The organism is Ilumatobacter sp. (genome assembly GCF_041688325.1).
GTDB lineage: Bacteria > Actinomycetota > Acidimicrobiia > Acidimicrobiales > Ilumatobacteraceae > Ilumatobacter_A.
The window spans coordinates 1-19,874 of the sequence record NZ_JBDNIJ010000185.1 but is presented as its reverse complement, the minus strand read 5'-3'; the positions used below and the strand labels follow the sequence as shown (position 1 = coordinate 19,874).

Genomic DNA, 19,874 nt, shown 5'->3' with positions numbered 1-19,874 from the left:
CGCCGACGACGGAGTCACGCTGACTCGCGCAGCCGACGGCAGCGGCACGTTCCGAGCGACGTTCGGTTTCTTGTCGACGGAGACGCCACTGTCGAACATCGATCACACCGAGATCACAGGGCCCCATCGCTGGTACACCGCTGTTGGCCCACGCCTGAGTTTTGCTGATAACGGTCTCACCTTCGGGACCAACCATCACCGAGGGCTGTGCATCGAGTTCGTCGAGCGCATTCCGAAGGTCATCGGCTTCCGCCGCCACTCGGCGCTGTGGGTCAGTGTTGCTGACCCACAGGGGCTTGCCGATGCCCTCGGCTGCTGAGAGCCGTAGCGCACCCTCGCCAACGTCCCGACAGAGTGCACCCAGCTGGCACTTTGGTCAGACCGCAGCGTGACAAAACTGCCGACAAACTGACGAAGATGCACTGCTCGCCTAGATGTGATCACCAGACACATCGTTGCCAGGCAGAGCCGGGTCGATGCCGGTCATCTCGATCGACAGTTCCCACAGCCTGGCGGCGAGCGCTCCGTCACGGGCCACCGAGGAAGCCTTCGCTGTGCCCGCCGGGCCGGCGGTTTCGCCACGCCGAGTGGGGCCAAAGTATTCGCCGCCTTCGACGCCCAGTGCAGTGGCAGCCATCAGCGTTGGCCATGCGCCTTCTGAGGCCGAGTTAAAAAACGGGCGGAACACCGGGACGGCAAATCGAACGAGCGATGGCAGGTGCCGCGCAAGTTCGGTGTCGGCAATGCCCGGGTGGCAACCAACGGCAATGATCGATGACCGGGCTCGTCGCAGCCGGCGGTCGAGTTCAAACGCGAACATCAAGTTGGCGAGCTTGCTCTGCCCGTAGCGATTTTGCGCCCCATAGTGGCGCTCAGCAGTGATGTCGTCGAAGAAAATTTTTGCTCCTCGATGCGCAATGCTGCTCGTCACGACGACCCGAGCATCGGGCTGTTCGTCAAGCTTCCCAAGCAGCAACGACGTGAGTGCGAACGTGCCGAGATGGTTCACGCCGAACTGCGACTCGAACCCGTCGACAGTCATCTCCTTGGGCGGCATCATGATCCCGGCGTTGTTCACGAGCACGTCGAGTCGGGCCTCCTCGTTCACCTGAGCAGCCGCGTCGCGCACGCTGGAGAGGTCGGCCTGGTCGAGTTGGACCACGTCGAGATTGGCGTCGGAGACATCAACTCGAATGGCGTCGATTGCTGCGTTGGCCTTGTCGACCGACCGGCAACCGAGCAGCACGCGGGCGCCCTGCGACGCGAGCACCTTCGCTGTCTCGAAGCCGAGACCGGTGTTTGCCCCGGTGACGAGAATCGTCCGGCCTGACTGGTCAGGAACGTCGGCGTGAGTGAATCCGCTCATGACTCATGTGTACCGCGTTGAGGTACGGACCGGCGGAGGCGGCGGAACTCTCATCGCTCTGGCCGCATTTTGACGGTCAGTCGAATTGGCGTATCGTTGCCAACTCGGTGGATCACTCCGTATGGTCGTAGGTCAACACCAACCTGGATGTACGAATGACTGAACCGCAACCGACCAACTCACTGCACCGTTTCCTCGACGGCGACCTGGAAGCGCAACCCCGAGGCATCGAAGATTCCGTTAACGATGTTGGTACACGGATGGCTGAGGCTCGCGTGGCCGCTGGCCGCACGCAGGCCGAGATCGCGAACCAACTGGGTGTGAAAGCGTCAACCGTCGCGAAGTGGGAGCGCGGCAGTGCGTCGCCGCGGAGCAATCGACTGGCCGCCCTCGCTGGAATCTTGGGTGTCAGCCTGTCCTGGTTGATCGTTGGGCACGGCGACGAACCAACATCAACCGACGACCTCGATGAAATCAAGGTGGCCCTGAGCCGAGTGCAGGCACAACTCGTCGAGACGCTCAACGAGGTCAACGTACTGGCGGCCCGAATCGACATCGCTCGCGACGCCGACTGACCGGGCAGGACAGGCCAGACCGGCCGGCCGTTTATTCCTCGGTCGACGAAGTGCCCGACTGATCGTCCGCCAGAACCCGCTTGAGAAGGGCGACGAACTCGACAGCATGAGGGTTCTGGGCGGTCCTGATCGGAAAGTAGGCATTGATTCTGCCCGCATGCGGGATGGTGATGTCGGGAACGCGAACCAACGTGCCGGCATCGATCCGTGGTCGAACCGAACGCTCCCACCCGAGCGCAACGCCTCCGTCTCGCTCGGCGACGTCAAGGCACACTTGGTACGAGGTGAAGACCACTGACTTGACGCTGCCGGGCTCAACGACCAAGGCCGATGAAAGCACGTCTTGCCATGTGATCCAGCCGGGATCGACATAGTCGACGTGCAGCAGCGGCAGCACCGCGAGATCGGCTGGCGTGACCGGTGTGGGGAGTTGCGCTGCGAACGTTGGCGAGCAGACCGGGAACACGGCGTCGTCGGCAATGAACTCCACAGTAAACAAGCGCGCTTCGCTGGGCCCGTACCCTAGGGCGAGGTCGAAATTCTCGTCCGTGGACGCGACTCGATCGTTCGACGCGATCACTCGGATATTCACATCCGGATGCGTCCGTTGAAACTCGCCGAGGATGGGGGCAACAGTCGCGGTCGCCAGCGACAGACTCGTGAAAATCGTGATCGAGTCGTTGCCTGCAGACCGCCGACGGATCAGGTCGGCCGTCGAGGAGAGTTCGCTGAGAGACAGCCGTACCGATGCTGCCAACAGTTCGCCGTCGGCGGTCGGTGTCACGTCGTGACGGTGCCGTTCGAAAAGGCTGACGCCCAAGTCGGCCTCGAGTTCGCGGATTCGCCTGCTGACCGTTGCTTGGGAGAGGTGGAGTTCACGAGCAGCCCGAGTGAAGTTTCGATGCCGGAATGCCGCCTCGAACGGCACGAGAGCTGCCAGGGGCGGAAGGGTTTGGCCGAAATTAGTCATTCGGAAACCAAATACCTGGTGCCGAAAAGTGCGTGCCTCGCCTCACCCCCATGACCATACACTTTTCAATAGTTAAGTACCCCCCTCTTAACGAATAGACCGAAAGCGAGTCCGAAAATGGGAATCCCCACATCAGTACAAGAACGCAAGCAAACTGCAGCGAATCCACTGCACAAGCCCGCCTCGAGCCGACTCCTCTTCGGCAAGGTGAACGATTGGGTGCGGCACCACCCCGGAGCCCAGACCGCGCCGAGCCAGCAAGCGTTCGAGACGATCTCGCGGACATCTCACGTGCCACTGGCACGGCGTTTGACGAAATGAGCCTCGGCAGTGCCCGCAGGCGGGCACTGCAAACGGTTCGGCTGGCGTATCTCGAAATCAGGTCAGCTTCGCCCGGCCTCTGACTACGGCGTCGACAATCGAATCGCAACTCGGCAACGTGGCACCAGATGCCGGGCCGGTGGCGATGAACGAGTCGGCTGCACACAAGCGAGACACGTTGGCAACGTTGCGCTCGCCGAGATGGGCCATCAACGCTTCGCTCTGTGATCCGGTTTCGCGGCATTCGTCGACAACCAGGACCTGAGCGCACGGTTCGACCGCTGCGACGATGGCGTCGACGGGCAGTGGTGCAAGCCAGCGCATGTCAACGACTCGGCTGGTAACACCGTGTTTGACCCGCAACATCTCGACAGCCTGTTCGGCCAGGAACACCCCGTTGCCATAGGTGACGATGGCGACGTCGGTACCGGTACCGCGCACGGCAATTCGATCCATCGTGATCGGCTCAGCGATCATGTCGGGGTACCGGCCCGCCCATCTGTCGTCGCCCTCGACGTGGAGATCGCGAGTCATGTACCGCGCAATCGGTTCGAGGAACACGACAACGCGCTGCTCCTCTCGTGCCAGGCGCACCGCCTCCCGCAACATCAGTACGGCGTCGATGCCGTTCGACGGGCAGGCGATCACGAGGCCCGGGATGTCGCGGAGCACGGCGATCGAGTTGTCGTTGTGGAAGTGGCCACCGAAGCCGCGCTGGTATCCGAGGCCGGCGATGCGAACCACCATCGGGTTCGTGAACTGCCCGTTCGAAAAGAACGGCAACGTCGCCGCCTCGCCGCGTAGTTGATCTTCAGCATTGTGGAGGTAAGCCAGAAACTGGATCTCCACGATTGGAACGAACCCGTTGTGGGCCAGGCCGATACCCATCCCCAGGATCGACTGCTCGTCGAGGATCGTGTCGATCACCCGGTGGGCGCCAAACCGCTTCTGGAGCCGCTGGGTGACGCCGTACACGCCGCCCTTGGCCCCGACGTCTTCGCCTGCGAGGACGATCTCGCGGTGCCGCAGCATCTCGTCGGTCAACGCCCAGTTCAACAACTTCGCAAGGTGCTGCGGCTCACCCATCAGCCGCCACTCGTGAGCGCCGAACACATTGGCCCGATCGTCAGCGTTCGGCACCGTGGCAGGCTCAACCGTGCGTCGGGGCGGGACAATGCTGGCCATCACCTGGTCGGCCGTCTGGAGTCGCGGCGCATCCGCCACAGCGTCCACGGCCCGATCGACCTCGGCGCCGACGCTCCGGTAGCGATCGAGGACGTCGGTCGGCGAGAGGCCGCTGAACTCGGCAAGCAACCGAGCGGTGTGGAGAAGCGGATCGTTCGCCTCGTCGGCTTCAATCCGTTCCATGGTCAGGTAACTCGACGCCACGTCCGCACCGGCATGGCCATACAGACGGACACAGGAGAGGTGCAGGAACACCGGCCGACGTTGACGTCGAGCAACGTGCACGGCGCGTCGCGTGGCCGCAGTTGCATCGAGCAAATCGAGCCCTGAACCTGCGACATACTGCATGCCCGCGCGGCCCGACATCGATGCAGAAACCCAGTTGGCCGGCGTCTTCACCGAGATGCCAAGCCCGTTGTCTTCGCACACGAAGATCAGCGGCAACGGGACGCCCTGGTACGCCGTCCAACCGGCCGTGTTGATTGCCGCCTGAGCGCTCGCATGGTTGAGCGAGGCGTCACCGAAGCTACACATCACTACCGAGTCGTCGGGCAGCGCCTGATGCTCAGGTTTGACTCGTTTGGCGAGGCCGATCGAATACGCCGCGCCAACCGCCTTGGGAAGGTGTGATGCAATCGTGCTCGTCTGCGGTGGCATTGCCAGGCTGGCAGAGCCCAACACTTTGTGCCGGCCGCCCGAGATCGGGTCGTCGATCGACGTGGTGAAGCTGAGCAGCATGTCGTGCATCGGGTCGACACCGACCTGGCCGGCGCGAGCGATCTGGAACGCGGCGTCGCGGTAGTGAACGAAGGCCATGTCGGTTGGACGCAGTGCTCCGGCGACTGCTGCCATCCCCTCGTGCCCGGACGACCCAATCGTGTAAAAGCCGAATCCGCGGGCCTGCATGTCTCGCGCTGCGCGGTCGAGGTGTCGGCTGAGCACCTGCGCATCAAAGAGCGACACGAGTTCGTCAGCGGTGAGCTGTGCTTCGTCGAGCGTCGCTGTACCGACCCGCGCCGGGAGGTCGCCCTGAGCGACTCGTCGCAGGAAGTTGTCATGGACGATCTCGACCCGGTTCACGCGGCCATTTGACCACATTGCTCGGCCCGAAGGGTTGGGCATCTCAAAAGGGTTCGGCCCACCAGGCGAGCGCTGTCTTCGTCCCGGCAGGGATCTCGGTGAATCCACCGTCGTGGATCTGCACGGGAGCGCTCCTTGCAAGCTCGGTCCACAGCTGTCGATTTGGATGTATCACGGTGATCGGCCGGCCAGCCGCGTCCCATCGGCTCACCACTTCGCCGTCGGAGCGCATCCATGCCCATTGGCCAGCGTGGGCGCACTGCGCGGCCTGCTTGCCCCACGACATCTCGACCATCGGTGTCACGGCAATGACCAAGCCGACAACGTCTGGGAGCACATCAATCAGTTCGATTTCGTCGAGCGGCGACGACTGGATCTGGAGTTTGGCGAGCTGTTCCGGGGCCTCGTCCAGACGACTGGGAACAAAGGCGCGCACTTCCACACCGCCTCGCTCAGCAGTGACCCCATCCGGTTCTTGGGCTCGACGCCATGCCGATGCACGGCCGCGTCGGACAATCTTGCGGATCCGCTCACCGTTCCAGGCAGCGACGGCTCCGTGCCACTCCCCGCCCGGCTGACTTCGCGCGTCGTCAAGCAACTCGATCGTGGCGAGCGCGGCAACTTCGCAGATCTGTGCGGTGGTGGGCGGATCCATTTTTTCGACGCGGGCGACGAGCTGGAGTGCCCAGGGTGACTCGCTCGGCTCGGCAGCTTCCATCTGGTTGGTCTACACGGTCGAGCAGACCACAACACCGGCGGGTCCGTGGCGTATCGTGATGTCATGCGGCTCGACAAGATCCCCACCGGCAACACCCCGCCTGACGACATCAACGTCATCATCGAAGTGCCCGTCGGCGGCGAACCAATCAAGTACGAGATGGACAAGGCTTCGGGCGCCCTGTTCGTCGATCGATTTCTCTACACACCGATGCGGTATCCCGGCAACTACGGCTTCGTTCCGCACACCCTGTCCGAAGACGGCGATCCGATCGATGTGCTCGTGTGTAACACCCGCGAGATCATCCCCGGAGGCGTCATCAACTGCCGTCCGGTCGGCGTCCTTGTCATGGAAGACGATGCAGGCCAGGACGAGAAAATCTTGGCGGTGCCGAGCAGCCATGTGAGCCGTCGCTACCACAATGTTGCTGACTACACCGACCTCCCCGAGATCACGCGTGAACAGGTCCAACACTTCTTCGAGCACTACAAAGACCTCGAGCCGGGCAAATGGGTGCGTATCGACCACTGGGGTGATGCGGCAGAGGCGAAACGCATGATCGTCGAAGCCATTGCCCGCGCTGGCTCGGACGCCTGACCCCATGTCGATGAACGCTGATGGGCAAGGCCTCGCCGGCGTCTCAGACGCATCGCCGGCCGACGTCGTCGGGGTCTACGACGGTTGGGTGTCGACGTACGACACCGACGTGCTGTCGTGGGGCTACGAAGTCCCTGGCCGACTCGCCTCGGTCATCGCCGCCGCTGGCGCCACCAACGGCGACGTCCTCGATGCCGGCTGCGGCACCGGGCTCGTCGGGCTCGCACTCGATGCCGTTGGTGTCGCATCGGTCATCGGCGCCGACTTCTCGCCCGAGTCGATCGACGCCGCGCGGCAGCGCGACGTGTACCGAGAACTGCACGTCATCGATCTCAGCCAGCCACTGCCGTTCACGTCGCAGCGCTTCCTCGCCGTCGTCTGCGGCGGCGTTTTCAGCTATCTCGCCGACCCGGAAGCCGTGCTTCGAGAGTTCTTGCGCATCGTTCGCCGTGGTGGTCCAATCGTCTTCACGCAGCGCGTCAACCTGTGGGAGAGCCGCCAGATGGACGCCGTGCTCCAGCGACTCGCTGACGAAGGTCGGTGCACCGTCGACGTTTCACCGCCTCGCCCGTACCTCCCGGGCCACGGCGAGTTCGACGATGGCGTGCACGACGTGACGCTGACCACCTCCTGACCACCTCCTGACCGTCTCCTGACCGTCTCCTGACCACCTCCTGACCGTCTCCTGATCAGTCGAGCCGTCGGATCGTTGGCTTCTGACCAGTCGTACCGTGGGCAATACCTGCGATGCGATCAAGCTTCGTGGTCCCGTGCAACCGCCCGAACAGACGAGTGCCTGCCGCGCTGATCCCGCCGTCAACCGTGATCGAAGTGCCCGTCACGAACGCCGAGTCGGGCCCGGCCAGCCACAGTGCTGCGCCCGCGATGTCGGCACCCTCGCCCCGTTTGGGATACGGCTGCAGTTCGGTCATCACACGTTCGGCGTCGGCTTCGTCGCCCTGGTGCATCAGCGGGGTGAAGATGATCCCCGGGCAGATGGCGTTGACTCGAATGGCGTGCGGCGCGAGTTCGATGGCTGTCGTCTCGGTGAGGTTGATCACTCCGGCTTTTGCTGCCGAGTAGGCCTGTGGTCCGCCGCCGCCACCCTGGCCGGCAACCGACGCCGTGTTGATGATCACACCACCATCGCCTTGCGCGATCAGCACACGCGCAGCGTGCTTGGTCCCGAGGAACACGCCCCTGACGAGGACGGCGAAGGTTGCATCCCAGTCGTCTGACTCGATCTCGGTGATCGGCCCGAACGCTCCCCCGATGCCAGCGTTGTTGAACATGATGTCGAGCCGGCCGAACGCATCGACAGCAAGGGCCACCGCAGATGCAACGTCACCGTCGATCGCCACGTCGCAGCGGACGAATCGCGCTGCGTCGCCGAGTTCGCGAGCAACTGCCTCGCCAGCATCCGCGTTGAAGTCGGCAACGACGACGGCCGCTCCTTCAGCGACAAATCGCTGTGCCGTCGCGAGCCCCATGCCGCTTGCCGCGCCCGTAATCACTGCGACCTTGCCGTTGAGTTGGCCCGTCGGACCGTTCAACCGTGATGTGGTCATCGCGAACTTTGACCGTCGTCGACCTTGATGATCGTGCCAGTCACCGCATCAGAAGCAGCCGAGCAGAGGTAGAGCAGGGTCGAGTCAAGCTGATCGGGTCGACCGATCCGCTTGCGCGGAAAGTGCCCGCTGATGTCGCCCATCCGTTCGAGCATGCCGTCCATCATCTCCGACTCAAACGCTCCAGGGGCGATGGCATTGACGTTGATCCCGAATCGCGCCCACTCCACGCCGAGCGCCTCACTCATCCGGGCGATGGCTGCTTTGGTGATGGAGTAGAGCGCGGCGCCTTCGCCGCCGTAGTTGGTTGCCGAGATGCTGGAGATGTTGACCATTCGCCCCGGCGATTTTGCTGCGATCAGCCGCTTGCCCACTTCACAGGAGAGGATGTACGGCCCACGCAGGTTGGTGTCGATAACCTTGTCGATCAGTTCGAGCGACATCTTGTGGGCACGCTGCGCGTCGGGGATACCAGCGTTGTTGACCAGGATGGTCACGGTGCCGAACGCTGCTTCGGCCTGATCGACAGCAGCAACGATGCTCTCGGCGTCGGTCATGTCCATCGGAACCCCAACCGCCTGGCCACCATCAGCAAGGATGGCTGCGACCAGTTCATCGAGCCGCTCTTGACGTCGGCCGGTTGCGACAACGGATGCACCGGCAGCGGCCAGCACTTGGGCGAAGCGCCAGCCGAGGCCCGACGTGGCACCGGTGACGAGAGCGACCTGACCGGTGAGGTCAGTCGAGTTGTTGACAGTGATCATGATGTGCTCCGGGTGGTGAGAAGAGATGCTGGCGGGAGATGCCGGTAGACGTGTACCGGGCCGTAACGATTTTGCTGTTCGGATTCGATCGTCGCGCCGAGACGCTCGGCCAATGCGCCAGACGCAGTGTTGGCAACGGCGATCACGCTCGCCGCTGTTGTCCAACCATGGTCCTCGTAGGCGGCCTGGAGTGCACGGCGAGCCGCTTCGGTTGCGTAGCCCTTGCCGTGATGATCGGGGACCAGCGCCCAGGTGATCTCCGGTTGGATCCAGCCGTCAGGATTCCACAGGCCGCAGACCCCGGCGAAACGCCCGGTTGCCTTCACTTCGATCGCCCACGGGCCGTACCCGCGCAACGCCCAGTGCCCGGGATACACGGCGAACTTCCGCCACGCTTCTTCTCGGTTGCAGGGACCGCCGTAGAACTTCGAGATCGGGTCGGCGTAGAAGTCGACCATCGGCTCAAAGTCGTCGCCCTGGAACGGGCGCAGGAGTAGCCGCTCAGTTTCGATAGTGCTCGGTGTGGTCATTGTTCGGCGTCGAGGGCAGCCGCGAACATTGCCAATTCGCCAGGGTCAATGCCAACCAATCGTGCTGCATCTGGGAAACCGCCCGAGGCAACGTCATCGGCGAATGCTGCGTAGGCCGCCACCCGCATCTCTTGGATTCGATCGAGTTCGGTTCGCAGGTCGGCGTACTGCTTCGCGTGTCGTGGGACATGACCAGTGTTTGTTCCCAACACGTCAGTACTGAACAGGTACTGCGCATCACAGTTCGGACCTGAGCCCATCGAGATCATCACGAGGCTCGTCTTCGCGCTGATCGCCGTGGCAACCGGTTCGGGCACCACTTCGATCTCTGCGGCAAATGCGCCAGCATCGACCAATGCGCACGTCTGGCGCCACACCTCCATCGCCGTGGTCGCCGTCTTGCCCACTGCCTTGAACCCGCCGGTCCAGGTACGACGCTGCGGGATGAGGCCGACGTGGCCGACAACCGGGATCCCTTCGGCCGCCAATCGCTCAATCGTTTGCAGCGACGCAGCGCACCAGCACGCATCAGCGCCATCGTTGATCGCCGAGAACGCCGCACGCAAGTAGTCATCGGTCGTGACGACCTGGCCGTAGTCAAGCCCGACCACGATGAAGGCAGTGCCGGCAGCAGCTCGCATCTCGGTGCTCATCTGAGAGTCCTGGATGGTGATCATGTCGATCCCGCCGTCTACTGCAGCGGCGGCCTCGTCAGCGCTCGACACGTAGACGTCGGTGTACTGCCGTGTGCCTTTGCTCGCACGAAGATCGGCGACCGTGAGACGACTGTTGGCTGCCATTCGGGCATTCTCCCACGACCACCTGAGCACTCAGCGAGTCGTAAGATTCGAGGCGGACGAGGAGCCGTGCGGCGTCCTGACGAGTCAGTCTTCGGATGGCAATTCAGATGTCGATTCGGGTTGGGCGATGACATGAGTTTCGATGCCCTCGAGTTGGGCGACGACGTCGCCAGCGGCGGATCGGATCTCAACGTCGCACACCACCATATGCGCCGAAGTTCGGCGGCCGACGAGCACCATCGTGTGTTGCCCGAACATCGGCTCAGAGAGCAGTCGCACCGTGCCGATTCCGGTCGGCAGTGATGGCAGACCGAGTTGGCGTTCGGTCCACAGCAGCGCGAGTTGCAAGGCTCCGTCGAGTAGCGCCGGGTCCGATGTCCATGTCTCGTTCGGCCAACCAACCGCTCTGACGCCCCAGCAGCGCGCATCGATGCCCAACTCCGACACGCCGACGATCTCTTCGATCACACGGAAGGCTGGGCCGTGGAACAAGACGTCGCCGAAGTAAATTTCCGACGACCAGGGCTCGCTGCCGACCACGGTTGCAGGGTTGCTGTCGGCAAGGCCAACAGCCAATGGCGCGGTCGGAGCCATGTGCGCAGTACATCGGTAGTGGGCTCTGCCGGTCGCCGTGTTCGTGAGCTGCAGGGTCAACTGGCGACTCAACTGGCGACCATCGCCGAGAGCTACTGAGTCGATCACTTCAGCGACCAGGTCGAGGCTGCCGCCGCTGAAATAGTCCTTGGCGATCAGGCCGCTGAGCACACGGAGGTCGGTCAGACCGACGAGGTGCAGGTCGGGGCAGTTTGCTGCGGCGAGTCGGGCGAACCACTCGATGACGAAGACAACCGGTACGACGGGGACGCCGTTGACCACATGATCGATCAGTTGCGGGTGATGCGACAGGCCGACGCTGATGGCAAGTTCGGTCTGCCCGGTTGGGTGCGCGGTGTTGGGCGCGGTTGTCTGCGCGGTGTTGTCGTCAAGAACCTCGACTGAGTCAGACAGCAGAGATACGTCACTTGGCGCACCTGACACCAGGCGCATCCCCATGTTCGACACCTCATAGATGCGAAGCCCGTCGCACCAGAGCGAACCGGCGCCGATGACGAACGGCCCGACGTCGTCGACCCCGACCTCGGTGATCTCCATCACCGTCGTGATCATCTCGTTCTTTGGAGTCACCTGACCGCGGTACTTCCAGACCATCGGCGCACCGAGCAGCAGCGGTTCGAACCGTGCATCGTCGACGTCGGCATCCATCCCCGTGTCGAGCATGAAGTACTGCAGGAGTTGGAGGAGTGCTTCGACACCGAGCGAGCCCGGCTGCACCGGGTCTTGGAAGAAGTGCGCCTTGAAGAACCACTCGGAGACGTCGACGTCTTTCTCCCCCACGATGATCCCGAGCCCGGCATCGCCCTCGGTCTGAACGTGGGCAACACGATCAACCATCAGCAGCATGTCGTTGGCCAGACGGGCTGTGCCCGAACAGAACCGCTCCGGCCGAACAGTGAGGTCGGTCTTGGCCGGCGCATGCGCCGCGATCAGCTCACTGAGTGCATGATGGTCGCTGGTGACCGGCAATCCGACTTGGTCTTCGAAGGCCGCCGGTGGGAAGAATCCGAAGACGGTTTCCATCGTGTAGACGACCCGATCGCCGAGGGAACAGACAACCTCAAACCCTTCGACGATCATCCCGCCAGCGCGCGAAACACTCGTGAGCTTGACGTGCGTCGACAGCGTGCCGGACGTCCGCGTCAGCTCGTCGACCACGGTGCCCGTGCCGTCAAGATTGCGGAACAGCAGATCCTCGTCGACGTTGTTCGCCGAGCCAACCGCAGAGGCAACCCAGCCGCAGGGCTGCAGTGCAGCTTCGAGCAGCACGGCAAACGGCATGGTTTCGGCGCCGTTTTCGTCGAAGTACCAGGCGTCGTCAGGGATGTCGTATTCGCAGACGATCTCGAGGCCAGCCTTGCAGTCGTCGAGATCGCCATGGATCTGGGTGACGCGACTGATGAAGTGATACGGCTCGCCCGGCAACCGAGGGGATCTCCTGGTGATGTCGAACGCCTCGTACATCGACCCAAACGCTTCTGATGGCTTGCCCCACGCGCACGAGATCATCGCCTTCCAGTCGAACGGGAACCCCTGTGCGTCGGTGGCGACAGCGACCGGTTCGACCACGTTCTCCCACACCTCAGGCCTCGAGGTGAGCGGCCAGCCGGGGACGAGTTCGACGCCGAGGCGGTGCGCGTGGAATGCGGCCTTGCCGTCGACGAATCCAAGGACGTCGCAAATGATCGTCGGGTGCGGGCCATCCCAGACCTCTTCGACGTAGAGCTCGTAGGCGACCCGATCCGTCTGCGGGTTGATCTCGCCGCGACACTTCAACTCGAAGGGTTGTTCCGGCAGCGGTTGGAACCGCCATCCGTCGACACGGACCGTGTGGCCCAGTGCTGCGAGGTAGAACGACATCGCTTCGATGCACGCTTCGACCATGAAGTTGCCTGGCATACACGGGTCGTTCTTGAAGTGCCCGTCGAAGAACCACGCGTCGGCAGCAATGGTCGACTCGCAGCGCATGAAGCCGCGCCCCCACGGCCCGCCCGTCGGATCGAAGTCGGTGATCTCGTCGATGAAGAGTTGGTCACCGGCCTGAATCTTTGGCGTACGGGTGTGCGTCTCGGTCCACTCGAAGCCCGGGCCGAAGCACTCGACGGCGCGTCCTTCGCTGAAGGCTCGGACCTCCTCGGAGGTGAATGCCGACTTCGTGCAGGCAATCGGTGGTGCGTCGACGCGGGCATCGGCACGCAGGTCGGCCTGTCCTGTTTCGGGGGTCCAGAGTGCACCGAGTGCGTCGGCGAGTTCTTGTTGGTTGAAGAATCCAGCCTGTGCATCACGAACGGTCAATCGCGGCTCGCCGTCGACGATGCAGTCGTATTCGAAGAAGAACAGCCGAATGTCGCCGTGCTTAGCGTGGCCGGTGATTCGGATCTCATACTCGAGCGTGTCGCCGACCGTCGGAAGGTCACCGTGGTACGTCATTGTGCAGCCGAGCAGGCGATACGACCGCTCACCCTTATTGAGTAAATCGATGCCCATGTAGCTGATCAGCATCAGATCGGCCTGACCTGACTCGATCATGAACCCGGCAGGCATGTAGCCGTCGTTGAGGTACCAGGCACCCGGCTCGATGTCGGTTTCTGTCCAGATGGTCCCGACACCCAACACGCCGACATCAGCAACCATGCCGGTCACCCGGTCAGCAAGTAGGAGTGGCGGCTCGGGCATGCGGCACTGCACTGCGTACTGATCTTGCGCCTCGAAGAGCGCTCCAAACAGTTCCGAGATGCGTCCGGATGAATGGATCTCGAGCTGCGCCTTGTCCCACTTCGGACCGGGATGCCGTTCGATACGCAGTGCCGGTGCTGGTGGAACGGTGGGCGCTGGCTCGACGGTGGTCTGGACGGCCGGCTGGGCAACAACCAGAGCAGCTGGCAACGGCTGAACAATCTGCGCCAGCTCGAGAGCTGCGGGCTGGGCAATCACAACACGAGTCAGCAGGTCGAGTGAGCTGGATCGGGCAGCGAGGAACTGTTCGTGGATGGCAGCCTGCTGCGCCACGAAGCTCTGGTGCATCGCGGCCATCGCCGTGATCTGCTCTTGCATCACATCCGCTGCGCTGGCGGCTAGCGAATGCCCGGGCGCTGCACCTCCAAGTTGGGCGACCGGCACGGCCACGGCTGCAGGCCATGACACATCGACCGCATCGACCGCATCGACGCTTGGTACTTCCTCGGTCGGTCGGTCGCGTTCCGCCATCGAGGCGAAAATGGACAGCAGCGCTGGAGCCGGCGCCATCGTCTGGTGCGCGACCGCCGGCTGTGTGTTGCGGCGGACGGGAGGGCGATGGGCAGGGAACGACATGATCGGGCCATCGAGGGCCGCGCGCTCAGGTGTGTACCGGCTCAGCCTGGCAGTCAGCGCGTGGTGATCGACCTCGACGCCGGCAGCGACCAACGCAGCGCACACATCGAAGAGTTGTTCGATGTTGCTGTCGCGGCGGTCGAGGTGCAGGGCGAGCACATCGTCGCCCAGGATCTCGCGGATGAAGTTGGTGCATGCGCCAGCCGGGCCATGCTCAACGAAAATGCGCACACCGTCGTCGTAGGCGGCCCGGATCGTCGCCGGGAAGTCGACGGTCGTCTCGGCCTGGCGTGTGATCGCTGCAGCACAGTTCTCGGTGCTGATGTCGTACGTCCCGCCGACACCGTTCGAATAGAACCGCACCCCTGGTACCGGCGTCACGTCGCGCGTGTGCACGTCGAGCCACGGCTGGTGGAACTCTGCGGCGACCTCTGGAACGTGGCAGGCGAGGTTGTAGCCGACGGGGCGGCAGCGCCGCGCTCCAAAGGTGTCAACGATGGAACGGCACACGTGCGCATCACCGGCGATCACAAGGTCGCGTTCGGTGTTGATCAGCATGAGGTGGACGTGGGGCTCGTCGGCGATTGCCGCGCGCACATCGTCGATCGGGGCGAGCACGTTCCACACGGCCCAGTCGGCCCGGTCGACGTTCCAAGCTCGGGCGACGGCGTCGAAGTCGACGGCGATCTCGTTGGTGAGCATTCCCGTCTCGTCGATCTCGCGACGCATTGCGTCCATGTCGCGCCACACGCCAAATGCGTAGAGCACGTTGCTTTCACCTGACGAGTAGCCAATCGCTGCCGACGGTTTGAGACCGAGGAGACCCAACGTGATCTCGGCGTGCGCTTGGCTGAGCAGCGCGGTGCCCCACAGGTAGTCGGCAGGCAGCGGCACGTGGTCGGGATCGTTGACCCAGTTCGAGATCTGACCGAGCGGGAAGTTGGTCGAGATCGGAGTGATCGATTCGGGAAGTGCACGGAACAGTTGAGCGCCCATGCCATTGTATGCCGCTCCCCCGGCGGTGAACACGAAACCCAGTTCGCCTTCGATCGGCGCGGCAGCGAAGTGCACACCGGTTCCTGCAGGCTTGCCAGCTGTGATGTGCTGCTCGGCCCGCGCTGCTCGCTCGGCAAGCTGTTCAGCATCGGCAGCAACGATCACGAGCCGCGCTGGGCCCTCGGAGGATTCACGTCGCGCCGCCAGTGCGTCGAGGACCGCTGCTGCGTTTGCGCCCGAATAGATGTGCAGCGCAGGTGGTGTCGCTCGGCTTGGCGCGAAGTGGTTCGTTGCTTCGGCGAGGAGTACCGAGCGGTGCACGATGCCATCCATGGCCGTCGTCTCGACCGACACGGTTCGCGGGCCAGCGCCATCGGGCAAGCCACTGCCTTGCTCAGGGTTCGATGCGATCAACGGAACGTCGCCGAGCGACACGCGGTGGTGCAGCATGACAGCAGCTGCCGCGACGTGCACCAACCCCGATGCTGCATGAGCGTGGCCAAACAGGTCCGTGATCGACCGGGCGCCCTGACCCAATCCCAAACGGAGGTCGCTCACCGAGCCGGGGTCTGCAGCGTTGCCGTTCTCGTCGCGCGGCGCATCGCACACGAGTGAATACACGGTGTCGCCATCACGCTCGGCATCGTCGAGTCGCTTCAACACGAGCATGACGGCTGCGTCGCCTGGAACGCGACGGTCTACGGTCAGCGCAGTTATCGCAGCGGCAATATGGACCGGGTTGCAGGAAAGGTCGACTGCGCCGACGAGCGCTGCATCGATGTCGCCGGAGCGGAGTGCTCGTGCGGCAATCCGGAACGCGTCAAGGCCGCTGTGTTCCTCACCGCTCACGGTGAAGCTCGGCCCAGCCACGTCGTACTGACTGTTCAGCCGGTTGGCGACCAGGTTCGGCATCGTGCCGAGCACGCCAGCAGCAGTCAGCGATGGGCCAACGAGATCGCGGGCGGCGGCCAGCGACGCAGATGTGCCGTCATGCTGAGCAGCGAGCCGCCAGCGAGTTCCGAATCGGGCGGCTTCCGGGTCGGTGCCCATTCCGACGTAGATGCCCGTCGTGTCAGTTGGCAGCGTTCCAACGGTCGCCAACGCCTCATCGGCGACCTGCAGCATCACGAGTTGCTGGCTGAGCGCCGCCTTGAGATCGTTCGGTGGAAACTTCTGCGCGGAGAGCTGGAGTTCAATGTCGGGCAGTCGCCCGGTGCCCTCCGCGTCGAGGCACGGGGTGTTCCCCAGGAGAGCATCACGGAACGCCGGCAGCCCGACCGCGCTGGCTGCCGCAATGCCAATGCCAACGATGGCGATCGGCACGGCTTGAACAGCTGGTGGAGCGCTGTTCGGGTCGGTGGATTCAGCATCGTCAGCGACGAGCTGTGCTGCAGTCGTCGGTTCTTCAAGGATGAGGTGCGCATTGTTGCCGCCGAAACCGAAGGCCGAGATGCCCGCCCGGAGTACGCCGTCAGCGACATCGCCACGGGCCCATGGCTCGGCTGCACTGAGGACACGGAACGGTGAGTCGCCGAGCGCGGCGAGTTCGTCGTCGACGTGCAGTGTCGGAGGCCGCACCTCGTTGCGCATTGCCTCGATGACCTTGATGACCCCTGCAACACCGGCCGCGGTGATGAGGTGCCCGGTATTCGACTTCAACGAGCCAATCGGGAGGTCGGAGCAGTCCGCATAGACTCGAGCACTCGACTCGATCTCGGTGGCATCGCCGACGCTCGTTCCTGTTGCGTGGCATTCGAGCAACGAGATGTCGTGCGGCGTGATGCCGGCGACGTCGAACGCTGTCTGCATGGCTCGGACCTGGCCGTCGACTGCCGGGGCGAGCATGCCTCGTCCACGGCCATCGTTCGACAGGCCGACGCCGCGGATAATTCCGTGGATCGTGTCGCCATCACGAACTGCATCGTCGAGCCGACGGAGTGCCACGAAGCCGCAACCCTCGGCGGGGACGAGACCGTTCGCGTCAGGGTGAAACGGCCGCGACTGGCCGGTCGGGCTCAACGCGTTGAGTGCGGTGAAGCCCTGGTGAATAAACAGATCGTCGGCGCAGTTCACCGCGCCGGCCAACATCAGGTCGGCCTCACCGTCGTGCAGGCGATCGCATGCCAGCTTGATGGCGTACAAGCTGCTTGCACATGCCGCGTCGAGTGCCATGGCGCCGACACCGAGGCTGAGTGCGCGCTCCAGCATGAGCGCCGGGAGCCCCGACATGAACCGGTTGCGGGCGTCAGCAGCGTTTCCGTCAGCAGCGTTTCCGTCAGCAGCGTTTCCGTCAGCAGCGTTTCCGTCAGCAAGGTGGACCGACTGAGCGAACGCCGCCATGCTGGCTGACGGGAATGAAAGGTTGCCGAACACGGCGCCGAAACGCGCCGCATCTCGCTCGGCGTAGCCGGCGTCGCGGAGTGCTTCGCGTGCGGTGTGGAACGTCCACTGGAAGACCGGGTCAAGGCGAGTGATCTCATCTGCAGGAAGGCCGAAGCCATTGGCGTCGAACACTTCGTCGAAGCCAGAGACGTAGCCCCCGCGGTCAGACCAGGTTCGATCGGTGCTGTCGTCGTCTGGATCACAGAGTACGTCCGCCGGAGCGATGCCCCATCGATCTTTCGGAACCGTCGAGGTCAAGTCGGCGCCCGACACCACGCAGTCCCAGAGTTCCGCCGGAGACATGGCGCCGGGCAGCACGCAGGCGCGCCCGACGATGGCGATCGGCGAGAAAGTACTCACCCTTGGACTCGGGTCATGCATTGATCCGTTGGCTTGCGGGCGCGATCACGCCGCCCCCCAGGACGATCTCGACCTGGTCGGTCTGGGGGCTTGACAGTTCATCGACGAGCATGCGCGCCCCAACATCGAGGTCGATCAGCTCGACACCCATCGATTCGAAGTGAGTCTTGAGGGCCGGCGTCACCATGCCGCCCGCCCACGGACCCCAGCCGAGCGACTTCACCACGCAGCTGTCGCCGCGGCGTGCTCGCTCGTGAGCAGCAACCTTGTTCAGCACATCGTTGGCCATCGCGTAGTCGGCCTGGCCGACGTTTCCGGTTCGAGCTGCGACCGACGAGAACAGGCACAGCACAGCGAGCTGATCGGCTGCGGTGGCATCGAGCAGGTTCCGAAGTCCTTCGACCTTGGTGTTGAAGACCATCTTGAACTGTGCTGTCGACTTGTCGGCGATCAGCTTGTCGGCGAGGACGCCAGCACCGTGGATCAGGCCGGTGATCGGCCCAACCTCGGTTCGCACCGACTCGAGTGCACTGGCAACCGCTGCCGCGTCAGTGATGTCAACGGCCAGGTAGGTCGCTCGGCCGCCCGCACCTTCGATTGATGCCAGCGTGGCTCGGATCTCTCGGTTGGCGAGCACCCCACCGACCTGCTTCTTCAACTTCGCCGGGGTGAGCTTTTCATCGGCTTCCTTGGACTCGGCGAGCAGCAACTGCTTCAAGGCAGCATCGTCGTGGGCTGCGCCGTAGTGCTCGGGCTCATCGGTGAGCGCCGAACGACCGAGCAGCACGAAGGCTGCCTGCGATGATCGGGCCAGTTCGATGGTCGTTGCCGCGGTGACGCCGCGCCCGCCTCCAGACACGACGACGACGTCGTCAGCGCCGATGGGCAGCGTTCCTGCGGTCACGTCGACCGGCTCAGCGCGCAGGCCGATACGTGTTCCGTCGGCGCCGAGGCCGACCTCTCGATCGGCTCCACCGTTGAGGAGTTCGCTGGCGATGTCGGCGGCAACGAGTTGCGCTGCGCGGCCAGCGCCATCGATGTCGATCATTTTCACCGACGCCGAGGGCCACTCGATTGCAGCGGTGCGCATCAGCGCAGCAAGCCCGCCGGCCCATGCCCGATCGGCGTCACCGCCGGTCGTTGCAAAGGTGCCACCCTGGTCGTCGACTGCTACAAAGATGCCGCCCGACGCCGCGCCGGGAGCGAAGGCCTTGGCCGCTTCGAATGCATCTCGGCTGAGTGAGCTCGCCTTCGCCGAATCGGTCACCGCATGAAGATTGCCCAGGTAGATGACACTGTGCTGATCGGTATCGCCAGTGACGTCGGTATCGCCGCTGGCGTCGATCAGCCGAGCGTCTGCGCCGGCGGCAGCCAGCGCGGCGACGAGCGCCGTTCCGATGCCGTCCGGATCGCCGACGACTGCAATCGGGGAGTCAAGTAACCCGGGAAGCGGTGAGCCCGGCAGCGGCAGCGAATGCGCCCGCACGACGAATCGACCGAAGCCGCTCGCTGCTCGGTCCGCTGAGTCAGCCGGGGGAGCTGCGTCGGATAACGACGCGGTTGGCAGAACGGTTGGCAGAACGTCGGGCGCTGCGCCACCGGCCTGCGCGGTGAGGTACGTCACGATTTCACCGAGCGTCGCGAGGCTCGCCATCACCGCAAGATCTACCTCGGGCAACTCCGGCACCACATCCTGCATCGCACTCAAAATCTCGACACGCTTAATCGAATCAAT

Annotated in this window: 14 protein-coding genes; 4 read left to right on the top strand and 10 right to left on the bottom strand. The window is 63.8% G+C overall.

The window, feature by feature from the left end:
• A partial coding sequence (locus ACH2EI_RS11445; protein ID WP_395160090.1) for a hypothetical protein occupies nucleotides 1-319 on the top strand: 319 nt, incomplete at its 5' end.
• Nucleotides 320-430: 111 nt separating this feature from the next.
• Here the strand turns inward: ACH2EI_RS11445 and ACH2EI_RS11440 are convergent.
• The gene (locus ACH2EI_RS11440; protein ID WP_395160088.1) at nucleotides 431-1,366 is read right to left on the bottom strand and encodes an oxidoreductase; all 936 of its coding nucleotides are present in this window, start codon (nucleotides 1,364-1,366) and stop codon (nucleotides 431-433) included.
• A gap of 155 nt (nucleotides 1,367-1,521) precedes the next feature.
• Here ACH2EI_RS11440 and ACH2EI_RS11435 point away from each other — a divergent pair, with 155 nt between their 5' ends.
• A complete protein-coding gene (locus tag ACH2EI_RS11435) occupies nucleotides 1,522-1,941 on the top strand; it encodes a helix-turn-helix domain-containing protein (RefSeq protein ID WP_395154536.1) in 420 nt (139 codons plus the stop codon).
• Between the two features lie 31 nt (nucleotides 1,942-1,972).
• On the opposite strand, the gene ACH2EI_RS11430 is transcribed toward ACH2EI_RS11435, so the two are convergent.
• From ACH2EI_RS11430 to ACH2EI_RS11420, 3 genes are all read right to left on the bottom strand, one after another.
• On the bottom strand, nucleotides 1,973-2,911 hold the full coding sequence (locus tag ACH2EI_RS11430) for a LysR substrate-binding domain-containing protein (protein WP_395154535.1): 939 nt from the start codon (nucleotides 2,909-2,911) through the stop codon (nucleotides 1,973-1,975).
• Between the two features lie 378 nt (nucleotides 2,912-3,289).
• Nucleotides 3,290-5,497 (bottom strand): thiamine pyrophosphate-dependent enzyme, encoded by a 2,208-nt coding sequence (locus ACH2EI_RS11425; protein WP_395154538.1) that lies wholly within the window; start codon nucleotides 5,495-5,497, stop codon nucleotides 3,290-3,292.
• Between the two features lie 43 nt (nucleotides 5,498-5,540).
• Nucleotides 5,541-6,215 carry a peptidyl-tRNA hydrolase gene (locus ACH2EI_RS11420; RefSeq protein ID WP_395154534.1) on the bottom strand — a complete coding sequence of 225 codons (675 nt, stop codon included), beginning with the start codon at nucleotides 6,213-6,215 and terminating at the stop codon, nucleotides 5,541-5,543.
• Between the two features lie 63 nt (nucleotides 6,216-6,278).
• Between ACH2EI_RS11420 and ppa the strand changes: the two genes are divergently transcribed.
• Nucleotides 6,279-6,812 (top strand): inorganic diphosphatase, encoded by a 534-nt coding sequence (gene ppa, locus ACH2EI_RS11415; RefSeq protein WP_395160086.1) that lies wholly within the window; start codon nucleotides 6,279-6,281, stop codon nucleotides 6,810-6,812.
• A 4-nt stretch (nucleotides 6,813-6,816) separates the two neighbouring features.
• Entirely contained in the window at nucleotides 6,817-7,446 is a 630-nt protein-coding gene (locus ACH2EI_RS11410) for a class I SAM-dependent DNA methyltransferase (protein ID WP_395154532.1), read from the top strand.
• 55 nt (nucleotides 7,447-7,501) lie between these two features.
• On the opposite strand, the gene ACH2EI_RS11405 is transcribed toward ACH2EI_RS11410, so the two are convergent.
• The 6 genes from ACH2EI_RS11405 to ACH2EI_RS11380 form a co-directional block, all read right to left on the bottom strand.
• Nucleotides 7,502-8,380, bottom strand: coding sequence for an SDR family NAD(P)-dependent oxidoreductase (locus tag ACH2EI_RS11405; protein ID WP_395154531.1), 879 nt, complete (start codon nucleotides 8,378-8,380; stop codon nucleotides 7,502-7,504).
• Nucleotides 8,377-9,144 carry an SDR family NAD(P)-dependent oxidoreductase gene (locus ACH2EI_RS11400; protein WP_395154530.1) on the bottom strand — a complete coding sequence of 256 codons (768 nt, stop codon included), beginning with the start codon at nucleotides 9,142-9,144 and terminating at the stop codon, nucleotides 8,377-8,379. Before ACH2EI_RS11400 ends, ACH2EI_RS11405 begins: the two co-directional genes overlap by 4 nt.
• A complete protein-coding gene (locus tag ACH2EI_RS11395) occupies nucleotides 9,141-9,674 on the bottom strand; it encodes a GNAT family N-acetyltransferase (protein WP_395154529.1) in 534 nt (177 codons plus the stop codon). The genes ACH2EI_RS11400 and ACH2EI_RS11395 overlap by 4 nt, the downstream gene beginning before the upstream one ends.
• Nucleotides 9,671-10,474, bottom strand: coding sequence for a 3-methyl-2-oxobutanoate hydroxymethyltransferase (locus tag ACH2EI_RS11390; protein ID WP_395154528.1), 804 nt, complete (start codon nucleotides 10,472-10,474; stop codon nucleotides 9,671-9,673). The genes ACH2EI_RS11395 and ACH2EI_RS11390 overlap by 4 nt, the downstream gene beginning before the upstream one ends.
• Before the next feature lie 84 nt (nucleotides 10,475-10,558).
• Complete coding sequence (locus ACH2EI_RS11385; RefSeq protein WP_395160084.1) at nucleotides 10,559-18,139, bottom strand: beta-ketoacyl synthase N-terminal-like domain-containing protein; 7,581 nt, start codon at nucleotides 18,137-18,139, stop codon at nucleotides 10,559-10,561.
• 13 nt (nucleotides 18,140-18,152) lie between these two features.
• Nucleotides 18,153-19,874, bottom strand: a 1,722-nt coding sequence (locus tag ACH2EI_RS11380; RefSeq protein WP_395155526.1) for an SDR family NAD(P)-dependent oxidoreductase, incomplete at its 5' end; no start/stop codon positions are given.

Coding starts and splice junctions, on each gene's coding strand:
- ACH2EI_RS11440 (WP_395160088.1), bottom strand. CDS start 1,366: ATGAGCGGATTCACTCACGCCGACGTTCCTGACCAGTCAGGCCGGACG.
- ACH2EI_RS11435 (WP_395154536.1), top strand. CDS start 1,522: ATGACTGAACCGCAACCGACCAACTCACTGCACCGTTTCCTCGACGGC.
- ACH2EI_RS11430 (WP_395154535.1), bottom strand. CDS start 2,911: ATGACTAATTTCGGCCAAACCCTTCCGCCCCTGGCAGCTCTCGTGCCG.
- ACH2EI_RS11420 (WP_395154534.1), bottom strand. CDS start 6,215: ATGGAAGCTGCCGAGCCGAGCGAGTCACCCTGGGCACTCCAGCTCGTC.
- ppa (WP_395160086.1), top strand. CDS start 6,279: ATGCGGCTCGACAAGATCCCCACCGGCAACACCCCGCCTGACGACATC.
- ACH2EI_RS11410 (WP_395154532.1), top strand. CDS start 6,817: ATGTCGATGAACGCTGATGGGCAAGGCCTCGCCGGCGTCTCAGACGCA.
- ACH2EI_RS11405 (WP_395154531.1), bottom strand. CDS start 8,380: ATGACCACATCACGGTTGAACGGTCCGACGGGCCAACTCAACGGCAAG.
- ACH2EI_RS11400 (WP_395154530.1), bottom strand. CDS start 9,144: ATGATCACTGTCAACAACTCGACTGACCTCACCGGTCAGGTCGCTCTC.
- ACH2EI_RS11395 (WP_395154529.1), bottom strand. CDS start 9,674: ATGACCACACCGAGCACTATCGAAACTGAGCGGCTACTCCTGCGCCCG.
- ACH2EI_RS11390 (WP_395154528.1), bottom strand. CDS start 10,474: ATGGCAGCCAACAGTCGTCTCACGGTCGCCGATCTTCGTGCGAGCAAA.